Below are 18,444 nucleotides of genomic sequence, written 5' to 3'. Positions count from 1 at the left end.
CGCCTGCTGAAAGAAGTTAAAGCCTCCGGCGGATGTCAAGGAATCGGAAAGGAGATCTTAGGGGAGGTTAGCCTAAAATCATCGCATCCATGCGATAACGGCTAACTGACCTGCATCCTGCAGGCCTAAGCACAAAGCCGATTCCAGACGCAATTATGCCAAGGCATAATTAATCTCTCCCTTTCAAGAATTACTTTACAATTTTAATATCACTAAACGGCCAGAAAATCAGACTTGTACTCCCGATAATCTCTTTCTGATCGACGACTCCAATAATACGACTGTCCTTACTGTATCGACGATTATCTCCCATAACGAAAACATAGCCTTCTGGAATTACATTATCTTTTAGGTTTACATCAATGTCTTTTAATGTAAAATCCTCGGTTAAAGTACCTTCTGTAATTTTTGATTTGTAAGCATCTAAATAAGGTTCATCGATCGGTTCACCATTAATGTATAATTGATCATTTTTATACTCCAATGTCTCTCCTGGAAGCCCAATTACACGTTTAATATAGTTTTTCTTTTCAGGAGCATGGAATACCACAATATCAAAGCGTTTTGGTTCACCTATTTTATAACCAATTTTATTTACAATCATACGGTCGCCATCTTCAAGGGTTGGCATCATGGATTGGCCATCTACTGCAATGGGTGTAAATAAAAAATAACGAATAATCGCTGCAATCGCAAATGCAATTAGAAGTGCCTTTGTCCATTCCCATAGTTCATTCTTTTCCTTTATTTGTTTTTCCATCGAGATTTGCCCCCTTGTCTATCCTCATTTTAGTTTATAGCTATTTAAGATGACAAGCAAAAAGAAAAGGGGCTTGTTACACAAGCCCCTCACTTTTAAGTCATAATTATCGAATTTCTTTAATACGAGCAGCTTTACCACGTAGGTTACGTAGGTAGTAAAGTTTAGCACGACGTACTTTACCGCGACGTACAACTTCTAAGTTAGCGATTTTTGGTGTGTGTACAGGGAATGTACGTTCAACACCTACACCGTAAGAAATTTTACGAACTGTGAAAGTTTCGCTAATACCGCCACCACGACGTTTAATTACTACACCTTCGTATACTTGTACACGTTCACGAGTACCCTCTACTACTTTCACGTGTACCTTAACAGTATCACCAGGACGGAAAGTTGGTAGATCAGTGCGAAGCTGAGCTTTTGTAATCTCTGTAATAATGTTTGACATTGTTTTCTCTCCTTAGACAGATGCTCTTGCACGCAATCTATGCCACAGCGGAACACCGTAATTCAGTACTTCACATAGAAGTACAGAATAGATGTTATCATAAATATAGATAGCAATCAAGCATCTTTATCGTTGTTTTTAAGTTTTTCTAGATACAATTTTTGCTTGTCTGTTAATGGATAATTCTCGAGCAAATCAGGACGACGCTCGAATGTTCTTTTCAGAGATTCTTCCATACGCCATTGCTTAATCTTTGCGTGATTACCCGATAGTAAGACATCAGGTACTTTCATCCCACGAAATTCAGCAGGGCGTGTATAATGTGGATGCTCTAGAAGACCTGTTGAGAACGAATCTTGTATGTGGGAATCCTCTTGCCCTAAAACCCCCGGCAGAAGTCGTACAACGCTATCTATAACTGTCATAGCCCCTAACTCGCCACCAGTTAATACGAAATCTCCAATTGAAATCTCATCTGTGACAAGATGCTGACGAATGCGTTCATCATAACCTTCGTAATGACCACATAAAAATACTAGCTCTTTTTCTTGCGCCAGCTCTTCTGCCTTTTTTTGAGTAAAGCGCTCACCTTGCGGGCACATCAAAATGATACGAGGATTTTTCCCTTCTGTAATGGCCTCGACAGCGCTAAACATCGGCTCTGGTTTTAACACCATTCCCGCACCGCCACCATACGGATAATCGTCTACTTGATTATGCTTATTACCCGAAAATCCACGTAGATCAGTGACTTCCAGATTTACAGCACCTTTTTCCTGCGCTTTCTTTAATATGGACGCTCCAAAAACGCCTGTAAACATATCCGGAAATAAACTTAACACATGAATATTCATCATAGTAGACCTTCCATTACATGGATCACTATTTTCTTCTCATCAATATTAATTTCTTTGACGATATCCTCGATATACGGGATGTAATGCTCTTTTTTAGTGCCTTTAACTACCCATACATCGTTTGCACCTGTTTGAAGAATGTCGGTCACTGCTCCAATTGTTTCGCCTTCTTCAGATACAATTGTACAGCCAATTATTTCGTGGAAGAAATATTCATGTTCCTCTAATAAATCATCTGTCATTTGATCTTTCGTAATTTTGAGCATTCCTTCTTTGAAAGGCTCAACCAAGTTGATGTTATTCATTCCTTCAAAGGTTAACAAAATAAAGTTTTTATGACGACGCACTGATTCAATTGTTACCCACGTTGGCTTTTTATCGTCTTTTTTAAACGCCGCAAGCTTTACTCCCACTGCAAAGCGCTCTTCCTCAAAATCAGTTGTTGATAACACACGTACCTCACCGCGAATACCGTGCGTATTGACAATACGACCTACATTAAACCATTCCATTCAAATCTCACCTCATATCAATTTCGCCTCGGCGTAATTGCGTCCGGATTTCGAGTCAGTTAAATGCGAAGGTTTTAGGCTAACATCCTTCATTTCATTCTTTTCAAAATCCGTAACATCCGCCGGAGGCTGTATCTTCATTCAGCGGGAGTTTGAAATCCGCTGAAAAGGAATTACATCCTCATTCATCCCACAACCTTAAGAGGCATGAGTCTTAAGCTGAATGAAGATAAAAAATGCTAAAACATGCTCGTCCCCGTCAAGCTACTTGCTAGCCAGATCAAAAAGTAACATTTCTCTCACCTTTCATCTACAAAAGCAGTTTAACTTTTGGTGGACGGTGTTCTAGCTAAGACGTTGACCAGTCTTCCTCAATGTCATTATGTTCAATTATCTCTCAATGTAACTAAGATAATGAAAAAAGGAAGGAACCGGCAAGCTCCTTCCTTTTAAGTCCAGATTTTACGCTTTACCTCAAGTCCACTTCGAATTCCTAAGCGCATGTAAACATAGCTGTCAGGACTCTCCAGTGCTTGTTGCATATAAAAGAGCGTGAAAATCTTTTCTTTCAATCCAATATATCGACGTAGGTCTTTTTTTGATGGTGACTACCCGCCGCTGAATAAACAATTGTACGAATCGCTTTCGCTACTCGCCCTTGTTTGCCTATGACTTTCCCTCGATCCTCTGGATGAACAAAAAGTTTATAAACAATTCGATTTGCATTTTCATCCGTCTCTATACGAACTTCTTCTGGATAATCGACTAACGGTAAAACGATTGCTTCAATCAGCTGCTTCAAAGACCTCGCCCCCGATTATTTACTGAATTTTTGGTTATGGAATTTTTCCATGATACCTTGTTCTGAGAACAAGTTACGCACTGTATCTGATGGTTTTGCACCGTCAGATAACCATTTAAGAGCTTTCTCTTCATCAATGTTTACAGTAGCTGGTTTAGTTAGTGGGTTGTAAGTACCAACTGTTTCGATTGAACGACCGTCACGTGGTGAACGAGCGTCTGCAACTACGATACGATAGAAAGGAGATTTTTTAGCTCCCATACGTTTTAAGCGAATTTTAACTGCCATTTTAATAGCACCTCCGAATAAGTTTCACACAAGATAGTATATTATCAATGTTTAGGTTGTTTGTAAAGTGTTTTTTCTTAACACCTATAAAATATTATTTAAACAATGAATCGAAGCCTGGTAGTTTCATCTTTTTCTTTCCTTTTCCACTCGCCATGCCTGTCATTTGCTTCATCATTTTTTTCATTTCTTCAAATTGCTTCAATAGACGATTTACCTCTTGAATTGATGTCCCAGAACCCCTCGCTATACGCTTTTTACGGCTACCGTTAATAATTTCTGGATTCGTCTTTTCAGCAGGTGTCATCGAATAAATAATCGCTTCTACGCGACCCATTTGCTTATCATCGACTTTAACATTGTCTAAGCCTTTGATTTTGCCGGCACCTGGCAACATTTTCAAAATTTCGTCAAGTGGACCCATTTTCTTTACTTGTTGCAATTGTTCAACGAAATCATCGAACGTAAAGGTCTGGGATTTAAATTTTTCCTCTAGCTCTTTAGCCTTTGCTTCGTCCACATTTGCCTGAGCCTTTTCTATAAGTGATAGAACGTCACCCATTCCTAATATACGGGACGCCATACGCTCTGGATGGAAAGGTTCCAGCGCATCCATCTTCTCACCCATACCAACAAACTTAATAGGCTTCTGTGTAACGGAACGAATTGATAACGCCGCACCACCACGTGTATCACCATCAAGTTTTGTTAAAACAACGCCTGTAATACCGACTGCTTCATTAAAGCTTTCTGCCACGTTTACAGCATCCTGACCTGTCATAGCATCTACAACTAGGAATACTTCATCCGGCTCTTTTAACGCACGAATATCTTTTAATTCTTGCATTAAATCTTCATCGATATGCAAGCGACCAGCTGTATCGATAATAACGACATCATGATGTTCTTCTTTTGCCAATTCAATTGCCTGACGAGCAATTTCTACTGGAGATACATCGGTTCCTAATGCAAAAACAGGTAGGGATAGCTGCTTTCCTAATGTTTGTAACTGCTGAACAGCCGCTGGACGATAAACGTCTGCAGCAACTAGTAATGGCTTACGATTATATTTTTTACGTAACACATTTGCCAATTTACCTGTAGTCGTTGTTTTACCGGCACCTTGTAAGCCGACCATCATAATGACAGTTGGTGGCTTTGTATTAAATTTAATTGGGCTTTGCTCGCCACCCATTAATTCTGTTAATTCTTCTTGTACGATTTTAATAACTTGCTGACCTGGTGTTAAGCTTTGCATAACATCTACACCGACAGCACGTTCACTGACCTTTTTAACGAATTCTTTGACTACTTTTAAGTTAACATCCGCCTCGATTAAAGCAAATCGGACTTCGCGCATCATTTCTTTAACGTCTTGTTCCGATACTTTACCTTTACCTTTAATCTTTTGGATCGTTCCTTGGAGTCGTTCCGCTAATCCTTCAAAAGCCATTGCTTTCGCCTCCTAATCCCATTCTTTCAACTGTTCTATAAGCGTTAGCTGCTCTTCAATTGTCATACTTTGTTCTGTAATCCCTGTTGTTAGCTGCGCTAGCATTTGTGTACGTTGTTGAAATTTTTCAAGTAAACATAGTTTTTCTTCATATTCTTCAAGCATCGCTTCTGTTCGACGAATATTATCATAAACAGCTTGGCGTGAAACTCCATACGATTCAGCGATTTCTCCAAGTGAGTGATCATCTAAATAATAGAGCTCCATATAACTTCGTTGCTTATCTGTTAATAATGCTTGATAAAAGTCGAAGAGAAAGTTCATGCGTGTTGTTTTTTCAAGTAGCATCGAATGTTTCTCCTCCCGTTATTAGTCATTTGTATCATAACGAAAAGCGCCCGTCTGTGTCAAGGTAATCTCCTTGTCTAAAAGCTTTAATTAACTGCTTTTAAGGTGTTTTTCACCTATAGCCAGTATTTCCCTTTTAAACAATGCGATTCCCCTGTTTACAGACGAGCGCAATTACAAATTTACTTACTCAAATGTCAATCCTTACCACCATCAGAACGTGTAGTTGATTTCCGTTCCGACTGGGCGCTTTGTTGCTGTCGCTTCGCTTTCGCACAGAAAAGATTTGTTGCTGTCGCTTCGCTTTCGCACAGAAAAGATTTGTTGCTGTCGCTTCGCTTTCGCACAGAAAACATTTGTTGCTGTCGCTTCGCTTTCGCACAGAAAACATTTGTTGCTGTCGCTTCGCTTTCGCTACAGTAAACATTTGTTATAAACCTAATCCTCTTTATTTTGTAATTCTTTATCTAAACCATCGGCAAATAAGCCATACACATAACGCTCTGCATCAAATGGTTGTAAATCATCCATTTTTTCACCAAGACCAACAAACTTCACAGGAATGTGTAATTTATTACGAATAGCAAGAACAATACCGCCTTTTGCAGTGCCGTCAAGCTTCGTTAAAACGATCCCCGTTACATTTGTAGCTTCCTTAAATGTTTGGGCTTGAACAAGTGCATTTTGGCCTGTTGTTGCATCTAATGCTAATAGTACTTCATGCGGAGCATTCGGTACCTCACGAGAGATTACTCGATGAACTTTTTCAAGCTCATTCATTAAGTTTACTTTATTTTGTAAGCGCCCTGCTGTATCACAAATTAACACATCTGCATTACGGTTTTTCGCTGCACGAATGGCATCATACATAACCGCCGCTGGATCTGAACCTTCCGATTGCTTAATCACTTCACAGCCTACACGGTCTCCCCAAACTTGTAATTGATCGATGGCACCAGCACGGAAAGTATCACCTGCTGCTAAAACAACTGTTTTACCTTGCGATTTTAGGCGATGGGCAAGTTTACCGATTGTCGTCGTTTTCCCAACACCGTTTACCCCTACGAATAAAATTACCGTAAGCTCACCTTTAGGTTGCATATTAAGCTCGATTAAATCCTCTTCTCCTTGCTCATAAATTTCCACAAGTTTTTCAGAAATAATCGTTTGAATACCGTTCGTATCTTTTATATTTTTACGCTGAACCTCAAAGCGTAATTTGTCCATTAGCTCCATTACTGTTTCAAAGCCAACGTCTGCCTGTAATAATAAGTCTTCTAATTCTTCAAAGAAATCTTCATCCACTTTTCGATAACGAGCAACTAGATCGTTTACTTTAGAAGTAAATGAATTACGCGTTTTTTCAAGACCAGCCTTGAATTTTTGTGTAATAGACCATGCAGAAGGTTTTTTCTCCTTTACAGGTTCTTCCACTATTGCGACTTCTTGCACTTCTTGTTGCTCTTGTTGCTCTTGTTGCTCTTGTTGCTCTTGTTGCTCTTGATCTTCAATTGCTACAGGAGTTTCTGGTTCAATTGAGATTTCTGTTTCAGAAACTTCTTCAACTTTTTCCATTTCATCTACAGTTGCTTCAATTTGAGCAGGCTCTGTTACTTCGTCTTGCTTCTGTTCAGCAGCTTCTTCTTCATTGATTGCTGCTACTACTTTTTCTTCCTCGGTAGGATTGCCTGTCAATTTCTCTTTTAAACGTTTAAAAAAACTCATGCTTGTTCGCTCCTTTGCTCCGCAAGTACGGGTTCATCTTCTAATTTTACTGATACAAGTTTAGATACACCAGATTCCTGCATTGTAATACCATACAACACATCCGCTCCTTCCATCGTCCCTTTACGATGGGTGATCACAATAAATTGCGTATTACGGCTAAATTTCTTCAAATATTGGCTATAGCGAACGACATTTGCCTCATCTAAAGCCGCCTCTACCTCATCGAGAATACAAAATGGTACAGGTCGAATATTGAGGATGGAGAATAATAACGCGATTGCAGTTAGTGCACGCTCACCACCTGAAAGCAAACTTAGATTTTGTAATTTTTTACCTGGAGGTTGTGCTACAATTTCTATACCTGTTTCTAGCAGATTCTGAGGGTCCAATAACACTAAATCCGCCTGTCCTCCGCCAAACAATTCACGGAATACACGTTTAAATTGCTCTCGAATGGCATAGAAGGTTTCGCTAAATCGTAGCGTCATTTCTTCATCCATTTCTTTAATAGCTTCATGTAATGTTTCCTGTGCAGCAAGTAAATCCTCACGCTGCTCTGTTAAAAATGAATGGCGTTCAAGTACGCGATCGTATTCCTCGATGGCGCTCAAATTAACAGGACCTAGCTCTTCTATCGATTTCTTCAGTAATTTCACTCGACGTCGCATATGCTCTTCATCTTCAATTGCCAGGGCTAACTCCTCAGCTTCCTCATATGTTAGCTGATAGTTTTCTTCTAGCTGCTCATTGAAATTATTAATTTCAAACTCTACACGACTACGCTTCAATTCATTTGCACGTATTGCTTCGAGGTAGCCTTTATGCGTACGTTGCAATTCCTTCAGCTGTTCTTCTAAAGTAGTAAGCTCTTGTTGTTGTGCTACTTTTTCATCTTTTTTCTGTGAAATAGTGTTTTGCAACGAATCTCTCGTCGTTTTCCACGTAGCAACTTGCTCATCCACTTCTTCATCGCTTAAAAGTTTTGTCGATTCATCAGATTGAAGCCAGATTATTTCCTGAGAAATATTTTCGGCTTTTTGACGAGCTTTGTTTAATTGTAGGGCTAACTCTGCTGTAGCAATTTGTACTTGTGACATTTGCTCCTGCATTACCGCTAACTGCGAGCGTTTTTCAGCTGACTGCTCACGCAGTAAATCTTTCTCCGATTCACTTTGTAGCTTCACCTTGCTTAATTGCTCCACTGTTTCGTTTATCTCTAGCAGTTCTGTCGCTAGTGCCGCTAAACGCTCCGTAGAAGCTTCCTTTTGAGCTAGCAATGCTTCTTCGCGTGTTTTTACATCTTGTGTTTCATTTGAAGCAAAAGATACTCTTGCGGATAAGCTTTTTTCGACAACCTCTAGCTCGCGAATACGACTTGCCTGTTGCATTTCATCTTTTCGTAGTTGTTCACCGTCAAGCTTCAATTGTTCTACTGTGTCTCGCAATGTTGCAAGCTTCTCTTTCTCAACTGAGACAGCCTGTTCAGCACTATAAATAGACGCCTCCAACGATTCTAGCTTTACTATTAAACCATCTAATTCCGCTTTTCTTGTAAAGAGTGACGATTGTTGTTTCATTGCACCACCTGTTAATGAACCGCCTGCATTAACGATATCACCTTCAAGTGTTACAACACGATACCTAAACCCACATAAACGAGCAATTTGGCTTGCACCTTCTAAACTTGATGCAACGATCACATTACCAAGGAGGTTCTCAACAATTGTGCGGTTGTTTTCATCGAACGTTACAAGTGTATCAGCCATTTGGACAAATGCTGGGTGCTCAGTTGCTAGCTGAATCATAGATAGATTGATCTTTCGTGACTTGATAACGGTTTTAGGTAAAAATGTTGCGCGTCCAGCTCTCTTTTGTTTTAACCAATGAATTGCTTGTTGAGCAAATTGTTCATTGGTTGTCACAATATGCTGAGAGGCTGCCCCTAATGCTGTTTCAATAGCCTGGGAATACTTCCCGTCAACTTGAATTAACTCGGCAACGGCTCCTTCAATCCCAGCTAATTCACCTTTATCACGTGCTAGTAATATTTCTTTTACGCCATGGAAAAACCCAGAGAAATCTGCTTCAAGCTCCGCAAGCGTATCTTTTCTAGCTTTCAGTTGCTGCTGATGCTGATAAGCTTTATAAAGCATATCCTGCTTTTCATTAAATGATGCATTGACGTTTTTAAGCTGTATTTGTAATGCTTCATATTGCTCAAGTTTTTCCTGCAAGTCGTTAGTTGTTGTAGTATGAGCAACAACTAGCTTCTCTTTTTCAGCTAGAATTTGCGCAAGCTCTTGCCCGATTTCATCCGTTTGGTCTAACATTCGTGTCGCCATCGCTTTTTGCTGCGCTAACTGTTGCTCGATATTTTTTAATTCATTTTTAACTGTTGCTTCTTCGTTTAAAGAGTCGATATAGCGGTTTTTTTGTTCTTCAATTTCTTCTTCAATTTCAGAAACTGAGCGATTTAAAGATTGCTCTAATTGCTTAATGCTGTGTTTTAGCGCTGCAACCTCTTGCTGTTTTTCAATGAACAATTCTTTTTTCTCTTGCTCTTGGGCTATAAGAGACTCAACCTCAGCTTTTGCTTCCTGTAATGCCGTATTCAATTGAAGTAGTTGATTAGAAGCATTTTGTCGTTTTTCAGCCATTAACGCTTTACGACCATCCCAACGCTCTACCTCCATTGTTGCATTAACAAACTCTGCCTGAGTCGTATCTAGATAATCATCTAACTCTTTTAAAAGCTTACGAATACTTGCAGTTTGCTTTTCTATCAAAGAAATATGCTGAGCTTGTTTTTGCTCCGTTTCATATAGCTCCGTATACTCAGCTTTCAGAGCATGCAAAGATTGTGCACAATTATTTAAATCGTGCACAAGGATAGCAATATCAAAATCCTTTAACTCAGTTGACATTTGCACATAATCTCTTGCACTTGATGCCTGAATTTCTAAGGGCTCCAGACGACTGTCTAGCTCATGTAAAATATCTAAAACACGATACAAGTTTTCATCTGTTTCAACAAGCTTATGCTCTGCCTTTTTCTTTCTTAGTTTATACTTTAATACGCCAGCTGCCTCTTCAAAAATTGAACGACGGTCATCAGGTCGGCTATTTAAAATTTCATCGACACGGCCTTGCGAAATAATGGAGAAGGCCTCTTTCCCAAGTCCTGAGTCCATAAACAAGTCCGTAATATCCTTCAGGCGACACTGCTGGTTATTTAGTAAATATTCACTATCACCTGAACGGTATACGCGTCTTGTTACGCTAACTTCTGTATATGAAAAAGCTAACTGTTCATCTGTGTTATCTAAAATTAATGTTACCTCTGCAAAGTTTAGTGGCTTACGTGAGTCACTTCCAGCAAAAATAACATCCTCCATCTTTGCCCCACGTAACGACTTTGCCGATTGCTCCCCAAGTACCCAACGAATAGCATCAGTGACATTACTTTTACCACTACCATTTGGTCCAACCACCGCTGTAACACCGGGTACAAAATCAACTCCAATGCGTTCCGCAAAAGATTTAAAGCCAATCACTTCGAGTCGTTTTAGGAACATCTATTAAGCCTCCTCTTTTGCAGTTTGCTCACGCATTGAACGCATCGCACATTGCGCAGCTTGCTGCTCGGCTTCTTTTTTTGATTTCCCACGACCTATACCAAGTTCTTGTCCATTTAATAGCACGCTCGATACAAAGGTACGGTTATGCGCAGGACCCTTTTCATCAATAATTTCATAATGAAGAAGGCCATTATTTGTTTGTTGCACCATTTCTTGCAATTGGCTTTTGAAATCCATCACATGCGAAAAAGCACCGAGTTCTACTTTCGGGAATACGATTCGTTCTAAAAAGCACACAACCGTCTGTAAGCCTTGATCTAAATAAAGGGCACCTACAAATGACTCAAATACATCTGCAAGTAACGCTGGGCGTTCCCGTCCACCTGTTAATTCCTCACCTTTTCCAAGTAATACAAAGCGACCAAAGCCTAATTCATTTGCAAAAATAACAAGTGACGGCTCACATACTATGGATGCTCGTAGCTTTGTCAGCTCACCCTCACTCATATGTGGGTATTTCTCAAAAAGGTATTTAGAAACAGACAGTTCAAGTACTGCGTCTCCTAAAAATTCTAGACGCTCATTATCCGTAAACAATTTACGGCGATGCTCATTCACATAAGATGAATGTGTGAAAGCTTGATACAATAAATTTTTATTAATAAATGTGATATTTAATTCATGCTGTAACAGCTCGAATTGATTGCGTACTTTTTCAGGAAGCACGCCAGATTTCTGCATATTTCCTTTTCTTTTCATAGCCATTGAACAATCTGCCTTCCTAATAGTTTCTACCGTTTAAGTGTACCTTTTTCAAGGCATTTATGCAAAAGTATTTCGGCTTAAATACAATCTTTTGGAAATTATTTTTTTTAAGGTCAATTTCGCCTTGGCGTAATTGCGTCCAGATGCTTGATGTTGGTCACTCAGTCGTCACCACAGGACGTGGCATTCTTAGACTGAGTTCCTCTATATCAGTAGGCTAAAAAGGGATAACTTTTGCATTCTTCTTACTACCTCCAAAAGATAAAAAAGGGACGATCACAGTTCGCTAAACGAACCATTTCGCCCCTTTTTAAACATACCCTTAGCGTAGTATTTGCTTCACAAGAAGAAAAGCATACGTAATTTCTGCCAAAGGCTTTAACTTTATTTAATCATAAACATTTATTGTATAATGACTGCATCCATGTCAGCACCAGTAGAGGTGATTAATCTCAGCAATATAAAGTTAAACGAATTAGTTTAATTTACTTTCGATGTATGAAATTGCAGAACCAACTGTTGAGATTTTTTCAGCATCTTCATCAGAAATTTCCATATCGAATTCGTCTTCAAGCTCCATTACAAGCTCAACTACGTCTAATGAGTCAGCACCTAAATCATCACGGAAAGAAGCTTCTAGTGTAACTTCACTTTCTTCAACACCTAAACGGTCCACGATTACTTTTGTTACGCGTTCTAATACTGTAGACAAAACATTCACCTCCCCTCAATGATTATACAAAAAATCATTATTTATGACTAATTGAAATTACATTACCATACCGCCATCTATATGTAATGTTTGACCCGTCATATAGTTTGCATCATCTGAAGCTAGAAAAGCTACTGCCTTTGCAATATCCTCAGGCTGCCCAAGTTTTGCTAGAGGAATTTGCGTAAGCATACCTTGCTTTATATCTTCTGGTAGTTGCTCAGTCATTTCAGTTTCTATAAATCCTGGTGCAATTGCATTCACTAAAATATTACGAGATGCTAATTCCTTTGCAGTTGTTTTCGTTAATCCAATAACACCTGCTTTTGCGGCTACGTAATTAGCTTGCCCTGCATTACCAGCTACACCAACAATTGATGAAATATTGATGATACGGCCCGCACGTTGCTTCATCATTTGACGTGTTACTGCTTTCGTACAAAGGAAAACACCTTTTAGGTTCGTATCTAGCACATCGTCCCATTCATCTTCTTTCATACGCATTAACAAGTTATCACGCGTAATACCCGCATTATTGACTAAAATATCAAGCGAGCCAAATGTTTTCACCGCTGCATCCATTAACGCAGAAACTTCATCAGTTTTTGAAACACTCGCTTGTACGGCTACAGCCTCGCCGCCATTTTCTTGAATCGTAGCTACAACTTCCTCTGCCTTTGCCTGTGAACCGCTGTAGTTAACGACAACTTTAGCACCCTCGTCAGCAAGCTTTAATGCAATAGCTCTTCCTATTCCACGTGAAGCACCAGTTACAACAGCTACTTTACCCTCTAGTTTACGCATTAATTGTCCACTCCTTCGCCGCTTCTAGTACAGCCTCTAATGATGCTTCATCATAAACACAGTATGTCGCAACAGATCGATCGATTTTCTTCACTAATCCACTTAATACTTTGCCTGGTCCACACTCAATAAAGACATCCACACCTTGTGCAATCATTTCACGCACAGATGCTTCCCATTGTACAGCGCTATATACTTGTTCTACTAACTCCTGCTGAATAGCTGGAACATCCTCTAATACTTTCGCCATTACATTGCCGATTACAGGAATTTGTGGAGCTGATAATGAGATATTAGCCAACGCTGCTCTTAATTTTTCAGATGATGGTCGCATTAGCTCTGAGTGGAATGGACCACTAACTACTAAAGGAATTGCTCGTTTTGCACCAGCTTCCTTTGCCGCTAAAGAAGCCTTTTCAACGCCTTCCTTCGTACCAGAAATAACGATTTGTCCTGGACAGTTAACATTCGCTACCTGAACTGGATCACCTGTTGCAGATACTTTTTCAGTTACGTCATGCAGTGCCTCAAGCTCCATCCCTAAAATAGCTGCCATAGCACCTTGTCCTGCAGGTACAGCTTCATTCATATAAAGCCCACGCTTATGCACAACTGAAACTGCATCCTCAAATGAGAGCACACCAGCGATTACTAATGCACTATATTCTCCAAGTGAATGTCCAGCTGCAAAATTTGGCGTTATACCTGCTGTACGTAATTTTTCCGCAACCATTACACCAGTCGTTAACAGTGCCGGTTGTGCATGGTAAGTCAATGTTAGTTCCTCAGCTGGTCCCTCTAACATAAGTTTAGATAACTCAAAGCCAAGCGATTGATTTGCACGGTCATAAAATGCTTTACTTTCTGCCGCATTCTCAATAAACTCTTGCCCCATCCCCACTACTTGGGAACCTTGTCCTGGAAAAATAAATGCTATTTTCGTCATTTTTTATTAATCCCCTTTTTAATCAATTATGCCTCGGCATAAAGTCCGGAATTGACTTTGTACTTTTGCCTACACGAGGGCCGACACGATGTCGGTCATTTCGGTAATACCACAGGACGTGGCGTTTTTACCGATGCAGGTCAGTTAGCCGTTATCGCATGGATGCGAGGATTTTAAGCTAACATCCTACATTGAACCTCTTTCCGATTTCGCGAATCCGTCGGTGGCTTTTGGCCAACGTGATGTTGGTCACTCAGTCGTGCGTTGTTGTGTTGTTGTTGCTGTCGCTTCGCTTTCGCACAGATAAAACCTTGTTGCTGTCGCTTCGCTTTCGCACAGATAAAACCGTGTTGCTGTCGTTTCGCTTTCGGTACAAAAAACACCTGCTTAAATAAGTTAATCAATTTCTAAGTGACGTACTGTATCTGTAATCGTCGAGATGACTGTATGCTCAACCATCGTATTTGCTTGGCGAATTGCACTGTATATCGCTTTCGCATTTGATGAGCCATGCGCCTTAATGACAGGTGCCTGCAAACCAAACAAACCTGCGCCACCGTACTCTGTGTAGTCCATTTTATTTTTTAGGTCACGTAAATTATTTTTCATAAGTGCTGCCGAAATTTTTGTTTTTGTTGAAGACATAAATGCTTCTTTTAGCATTGAAAATAACGCACCAGCAGTACCTTCAATCGATTTCAGCACCATATTACCTGTAAAGCCATCTGTAACAACAACATCCGCTACCCCTTCAAGTAAATCTCGTGCTTCAACATTACCGATAAAATTTAAATCAGCTTCTTTTAATAAGCCAAAAGCTGCCTTCGTTAATTCATTCCCTTTTTTATCCTCAGTCCCGATATTTAATAAGCCGATACGTGGCTTTTGTAAGCCACCTACCTTTTTCGCATAAATATCGCCCATAATGGCATATTGCAATAAATGCTCAGGTCGTGCGTCCGCATTTGCCCCTAAATCGAGCATTAAAAAGCCCTTACCGTCTAAAGTAGGAAGTGTAGTGGCTAGAGCAGGTCTAGCAATCCCTTCAATACGTCCTACTTTAAATAATCCTCCTGCCATTAAAGCACCTGTATTACCCGCTGAAAGACATGCATCCGCCTTTCCTTCTTCAACTGCATCCATCATACGTGCCATGGATGAATCCTTTTTACGACGAACAGCGCGTGCTGGATCGTCTGTTCCTTCGACAACTTCATCACACTGAATTACCGTTAATCGATCATGTATTTTTAAAAATGGTTCAAGCTTTTGCTGCTGACCATATAATTGAATTTCTAAATTTGGAATTTGCTCTAATGCTAATAAAGCACCTTCAACAACTGATTTTGGTGCGTTGTCTCCACCCATTCCATCAAGCGCTAATTTCATTGTTGTTCACCTTTACCTTTCGTGCGGTACATATCAAATTCACCAACAAAAACTGTTTCACCGTTAACAGTGGACGTTAACTCTACTTTTGTACGATGATTTTTTTCATCACGTCCGATAACGATTGCTTTTGTAATAACACGATCTCCAGCTCTAACAGGTTTCACAAAGGTAATATTAGAATGTACTGTTAATGCTAGTTCGTCATCAATTACTGCTACCGCTAATGAGTTTGCCTGTGCAAACAAATGATGTCCACGTGCGATGCCATTGCGCTGAAAAACATGTTCTTCTTTTACGTCAAAAATAGATAATGCACGATTATCCAATTCAATATCAATTATTTCTCCGATAACTTCATCAATCGGTAGTGATTTCACTTCATTTTCATAGGTTTTCGAAGCAACATCTTTAATTCGTTCTCGTAATTCCGGAATAGATAATTCCATACGATCTAAACGAATTGTTTGGACACTAACCTGAAACTGTGTTGCTAGCTGTTCATCTGTGACGAATGGATTATCAGCTATCGTTTCGGATAATTGTCGCTGTCGCTCTTTTTTCGTTCGTCTCAACATCATTCGCCACCTTTTTAGTTGTTATTAGCACTTGGTACTAATATCAGTATATAGAGTATAAAAAAAGAATGCAAGACTTGTTTTCAAAACAAGTGCTCACATTCCTAATTGAGCATCAAAGAATCAGTTAATCGAAGCGTTCCCCTTGTAAAACACCTGAATTTTCAAGCATTTCACGTAAATATTTGTACTCATCATCATGCCAAAAAGCATCACTCTCCAGCATATCCGTTGCATCTTTTCTCGCCGTTTCAAGTATTCGATAATCGTGCACTAAATCCGCTACTTTAAAATCAGGCAAACCACTTTGTTTACGCCCAAAAAAGTCACCTGGGCCACGTAGTTCCAAATCCTTTTCAGCTAGACGGAAGCCATCATTCGTTTCCGTCATCGACTGCATGCGCTCTTTGCCTTCATCGGATTTCGGATCGGCTAACAACACACAATATGACTGATGTTCGCCTCGTCCAACACGCCCACGTAGCTGATGCAACTGAGCTAAGCCGAAGCGTTCAGCGTCATAAATAATCATAAAAGTTGCATTCGGTACGTTCACCCCAACCTCAACAACAGTTGTCGACACGAGCACGTGAATAGTTCCCTCACTAAAGGCTCGCATAACAGCGTCTTTTTCATCCGCTGATAGGCGACCATGCATTAGCCCGACGTTGTAACGCCCATTAAAATACGTAGCAAGTTGCTCATAAATTTCTACCGCATTTTGTACATCCAGCTTGTCTGATTCCTCGATTAGTGGACAAATAGCATAAGCCTGTCTACCAGCAGCAAGCTCTAATTCTAGCTTTGACATAACAGAGCCAAATTGCTCTTTTTTCATCCAATGCGTTTCTATTTGCTTACGCCCCGCTGGCATTTCATCTATCATCGAAACATCCATTTCTCCAAATGCTGTAATCGCGAGTGTACGCGGAATTGGTGTCGCGGTCATAAAGAGCACATCTGGATTTTCTCCTTTATCACGTAATATTCTACGCTGCTCTACACCAAAACGATGCTGTTCGTCCGTTATAACAAAACCAAGTTTGTAAAAAACGACATCAGGCTGAATTAGCGCATGTGTACCAATTAAAATATCTATGTCTCCGTTTGCTAGTTCTTCCAAAAGTAATCGACGCTCCTTTGCTTTCGTCGATCCTGATAGTAAAGCTACACGTACGCCAAACGGCTCAAACCATTCCTGCAAATTTTCAGCATGCTGCTCTGCTAAAATTTCCGTCGGCGCCATTAATGCCCCTTGAAAACCAGCAGTTACTGCTGCATATAAACATATTGCCGCAACAACTGTTTTCCCCGACCCTACGTCACCTTGAAGTAAACGATTCATACGATGTGGCTCTTTCAAATCTTTACAAATTTCATTGACAACGCGTTTTTGCGCACCTGTTAATTCATAAGGTAATGAGGCAATAAAAGCACGTAACTTTTGTAAATCAAACTGGATAACTGTACCGTGCTCACTATCTTTTCTAATTTTACGTAACGCTTGAATACGTACTTGAAAGTTTAGTAACTCTTCATAGGCAAAGCGTCTTCTAGCCTGTTTCGCATGCCCCGCATCGACAGGAAAATGAATGCCCTCAAGCCCTTCACGCATTGTCGTAAGTTTATAATTGGCTTGTAAATGCCGTGGAACAGCATCTGGTATTTCTGCACCAAACTCATCTAATGCTTGTCGCATATATTTACGAAAACGTTTTTGGGGAATCAAACCTTTCAGACTATAAACAGGTTCAAAATCGACTTGATCTGTCTTAGGACCAAACGTGACAGACGTCCCATTGATTACTTGTCTGCCGCGATCCCATTTTCCCGTAACGGTTATTATAGCTCCCGGTACAAGCTTTTGTTTTAAATAGCCTTGATTAAAAAAAACAACCTTAACTAAATGTCGCCCTGCTAGCACCGTAACTTGTAATCGTGATTTATTGCGCCCTAAAAACAGTACTGTCGGTTCCCGTTCAACTTTACACTCCACTGTGACACGTTCATTATGTGGTGTTTGTGCTAAATCCTTTAAACGAAAATCCTCATGCCGATGCGGAAACGTCCATAGCAAATCCGCAATCGTCTCGATGCCCAATGCCTCTAAATGTCCTGCTGTTTCTTTCCCGATTCCCTTTAAGTCAGAAACGGGATTCGTTAAATCAGTCACCTTGCACGACAGCTCCTCCAAAGTTTTTCACCACAAGTACTTTACCTGCAGTCATTCGTTTAACCATCCTATTTTTCAGCATATGAGTTTTCCCCTTTCTTACATTTACTCTTAGCTTCCATCATCTTGTTGCTTGTGTATAACACTTTCGGACAATTCATGCCACGGCAATTTTATATAGTCAATTTCATTATATAACTTTTCAATTTCACTAAGATAGCAATTCAATACATTTCATTAATAATTGATTAATAGCCAGTTATAGTCGAACGTTTCATCCCAACAAATCTTCTTGGTAAT

At 40.0% G+C, this 18,444-nt stretch carries 18 protein-coding genes; all 18 read right to left on the bottom strand.

All coding sequences use genetic code 11. From position 1 onward, the window contains the following. Positions 1 to 190: 190 nt before the first annotated feature. Positions 191 to 760 carry a signal peptidase I gene (gene lepB / locus PVA17_RS00260; RefSeq protein WP_132357459.1) on the bottom strand — a complete coding sequence of 190 codons (570 nt, stop codon included), beginning with the start codon at positions 758 to 760 and terminating at the stop codon, positions 191 to 193. Positions 761 to 866: 106 nt separating this feature from the next. Continuing rightward, a complete protein-coding gene (gene rplS, locus PVA17_RS00255; RefSeq protein ID WP_049668419.1) occupies positions 867 to 1,211 on the bottom strand; it encodes a 50S ribosomal protein L19 in 345 nt (114 codons plus the stop codon). Positions 1,212 to 1,327: 116 nt separating this feature from the next. Continuing rightward, positions 1,328 to 2,065: a tRNA (guanosine(37)-N1)-methyltransferase TrmD gene (trmD, locus tag PVA17_RS00250; protein ID WP_274066630.1), complete on the bottom strand. Its 738-nt coding sequence runs from the start codon at positions 2,063 to 2,065 to the stop codon at positions 1,328 to 1,330. Further along, positions 2,065 to 2,580: a ribosome maturation factor RimM gene (gene rimM / locus PVA17_RS00245; protein ID WP_132357460.1), complete on the bottom strand. Its 516-nt coding sequence runs from the start codon at positions 2,578 to 2,580 to the stop codon at positions 2,065 to 2,067. Before rimM ends, trmD begins: the two co-directional genes overlap by 1 nt. 568 nt (positions 2,581 to 3,148) lie before the next feature. Further along, positions 3,149 to 3,382 (bottom strand): KH domain-containing protein, encoded by a 234-nt coding sequence (locus PVA17_RS00240; RefSeq protein WP_004269410.1) that lies wholly within the window; start codon positions 3,380 to 3,382, stop codon positions 3,149 to 3,151. A gap of 15 nt (positions 3,383 to 3,397) precedes the next feature. Next, positions 3,398 to 3,670, bottom strand: coding sequence for a 30S ribosomal protein S16 (gene rpsP, locus PVA17_RS00235; RefSeq protein ID WP_132357461.1), 273 nt, complete (start codon positions 3,668 to 3,670; stop codon positions 3,398 to 3,400). 94 nt (positions 3,671 to 3,764) lie between these two features. Further along, complete coding sequence (gene ffh, locus PVA17_RS00230) at positions 3,765 to 5,123, bottom strand: signal recognition particle protein (RefSeq protein ID WP_132357462.1); 1,359 nt, start codon at positions 5,121 to 5,123, stop codon at positions 3,765 to 3,767. 12 nt (positions 5,124 to 5,135) lie between these two features. After that, positions 5,136 to 5,471, bottom strand: coding sequence for a putative DNA-binding protein (locus tag PVA17_RS00225; protein ID WP_132357463.1), 336 nt, complete (start codon positions 5,469 to 5,471; stop codon positions 5,136 to 5,138). Positions 5,472 to 5,909: 438 nt separating this feature from the next. Further along, positions 5,910 to 7,196, bottom strand: coding sequence for a signal recognition particle-docking protein FtsY (gene ftsY / locus PVA17_RS00220; RefSeq protein WP_274066592.1), 1,287 nt, complete (start codon positions 7,194 to 7,196; stop codon positions 5,910 to 5,912). After that, positions 7,193 to 10,774 carry a chromosome segregation protein SMC gene (gene smc, locus PVA17_RS00215; protein ID WP_274066591.1) on the bottom strand — a complete coding sequence of 1,194 codons (3,582 nt, stop codon included), beginning with the start codon at positions 10,772 to 10,774 and terminating at the stop codon, positions 7,193 to 7,195. The genes ftsY and smc overlap by 4 nt, the downstream gene beginning before the upstream one ends. A gap of 3 nt (positions 10,775 to 10,777) precedes the next feature. Then, the gene (gene rnc / locus PVA17_RS00210) at positions 10,778 to 11,542 is read right to left on the bottom strand and encodes a ribonuclease III (protein WP_132357466.1); all 765 of its coding nucleotides are present in this window, start codon (positions 11,540 to 11,542) and stop codon (positions 10,778 to 10,780) included. A 475-nt stretch (positions 11,543 to 12,017) separates the two neighbouring features. Further along, a complete protein-coding gene (gene acpP / locus PVA17_RS00205) occupies positions 12,018 to 12,254 on the bottom strand; it encodes an acyl carrier protein (RefSeq protein ID WP_036124798.1) in 237 nt (78 codons plus the stop codon). A gap of 57 nt (positions 12,255 to 12,311) precedes the next feature. Beyond that, positions 12,312 to 13,058: a 3-oxoacyl-[acyl-carrier-protein] reductase gene (fabG, locus tag PVA17_RS00200; RefSeq protein WP_274066590.1), complete on the bottom strand. Its 747-nt coding sequence runs from the start codon at positions 13,056 to 13,058 to the stop codon at positions 12,312 to 12,314. Then, a complete protein-coding gene (gene fabD / locus PVA17_RS00195) occupies positions 13,051 to 14,004 on the bottom strand; it encodes an ACP S-malonyltransferase (protein WP_274066589.1) in 954 nt (317 codons plus the stop codon). Before fabD ends, fabG begins: the two co-directional genes overlap by 8 nt. Before the next feature lie 173 nt (positions 14,005 to 14,177). Beyond that, positions 14,178 to 14,408: a hypothetical protein gene (locus tag PVA17_RS00190; RefSeq protein ID WP_274066588.1), complete on the bottom strand. Its 231-nt coding sequence runs from the start codon at positions 14,406 to 14,408 to the stop codon at positions 14,178 to 14,180. Beyond that, on the bottom strand, positions 14,401 to 15,393 hold the full coding sequence (plsX, locus tag PVA17_RS00185; protein WP_142507495.1) for a phosphate acyltransferase PlsX: 993 nt from the start codon (positions 15,391 to 15,393) through the stop codon (positions 14,401 to 14,403). The genes PVA17_RS00190 and plsX overlap by 8 nt, the downstream gene beginning before the upstream one ends. Beyond that, positions 15,390 to 15,968: a transcription factor FapR gene (gene fapR / locus PVA17_RS00180; protein ID WP_132357884.1), complete on the bottom strand. Its 579-nt coding sequence runs from the start codon at positions 15,966 to 15,968 to the stop codon at positions 15,390 to 15,392. The genes plsX and fapR overlap by 4 nt, the downstream gene beginning before the upstream one ends. 130 nt (positions 15,969 to 16,098) lie before the next feature. Continuing rightward, positions 16,099 to 18,144 carry an ATP-dependent DNA helicase RecG gene (gene recG / locus PVA17_RS00175; protein ID WP_274066587.1) on the bottom strand — a complete coding sequence of 682 codons (2,046 nt, stop codon included), beginning with the start codon at positions 18,142 to 18,144 and terminating at the stop codon, positions 16,099 to 16,101. Between the last annotated feature and the right edge of the window lie 300 nt (positions 18,145 to 18,444).

This window comes from Lysinibacillus sp. CNPSo 3705 (genome assembly GCF_028674935.1).
GTDB lineage: Bacteria > Bacillota > Bacilli > Bacillales_A > Planococcaceae > Lysinibacillus.
This window is presented reverse-complemented; position numbering and strand designations above follow the sequence as displayed.

Coding starts and splice junctions, on each gene's coding strand:
- lepB (WP_132357459.1), bottom strand. CDS start 760: ATGGAAAAACAAATAAAGGAAAAGAATGAACTATGGGAATGGACAAAG.
- rplS (WP_049668419.1), bottom strand. CDS start 1,211: ATGTCAAACATTATTACAGAGATTACAAAAGCTCAGCTTCGCACTGAT.
- trmD (WP_274066630.1), bottom strand. CDS start 2,065: ATGAATATTCATGTGTTAAGTTTATTTCCGGATATGTTTACAGGCGTT.
- rimM (WP_132357460.1), bottom strand. CDS start 2,580: ATGGAATGGTTTAATGTAGGTCGTATTGTCAATACGCACGGTATTCGC.
- rpsP (WP_132357461.1), bottom strand. CDS start 3,670: ATGGCAGTTAAAATTCGCTTAAAACGTATGGGAGCTAAAAAATCTCCT.
- ffh (WP_132357462.1), bottom strand. CDS start 5,123: ATGGCTTTTGAAGGATTAGCGGAACGACTCCAAGGAACGATCCAAAAG.
- PVA17_RS00225 (WP_132357463.1), bottom strand. CDS start 5,471: ATGCTACTTGAAAAAACAACACGCATGAACTTTCTCTTCGACTTTTAT.
- ftsY (WP_274066592.1), bottom strand. CDS start 7,196: ATGAGTTTTTTTAAACGTTTAAAAGAGAAATTGACAGGCAATCCTACC.
- smc (WP_274066591.1), bottom strand. CDS start 10,774: ATGTTCCTAAAACGACTCGAAGTGATTGGCTTTAAATCTTTTGCGGAA.
- rnc (WP_132357466.1), bottom strand. CDS start 11,542: ATGGCTATGAAAAGAAAAGGAAATATGCAGAAATCTGGCGTGCTTCCT.
- fabG (WP_274066590.1), bottom strand. CDS start 13,058: ATGCGTAAACTAGAGGGTAAAGTAGCTGTTGTAACTGGTGCTTCACGT.
- fabD (WP_274066589.1), bottom strand. CDS start 14,004: ATGACGAAAATAGCATTTATTTTTCCAGGACAAGGTTCCCAAGTAGTG.
- plsX (WP_142507495.1), bottom strand. CDS start 15,393: ATGAAATTAGCGCTTGATGGAATGGGTGGAGACAACGCACCAAAATCA.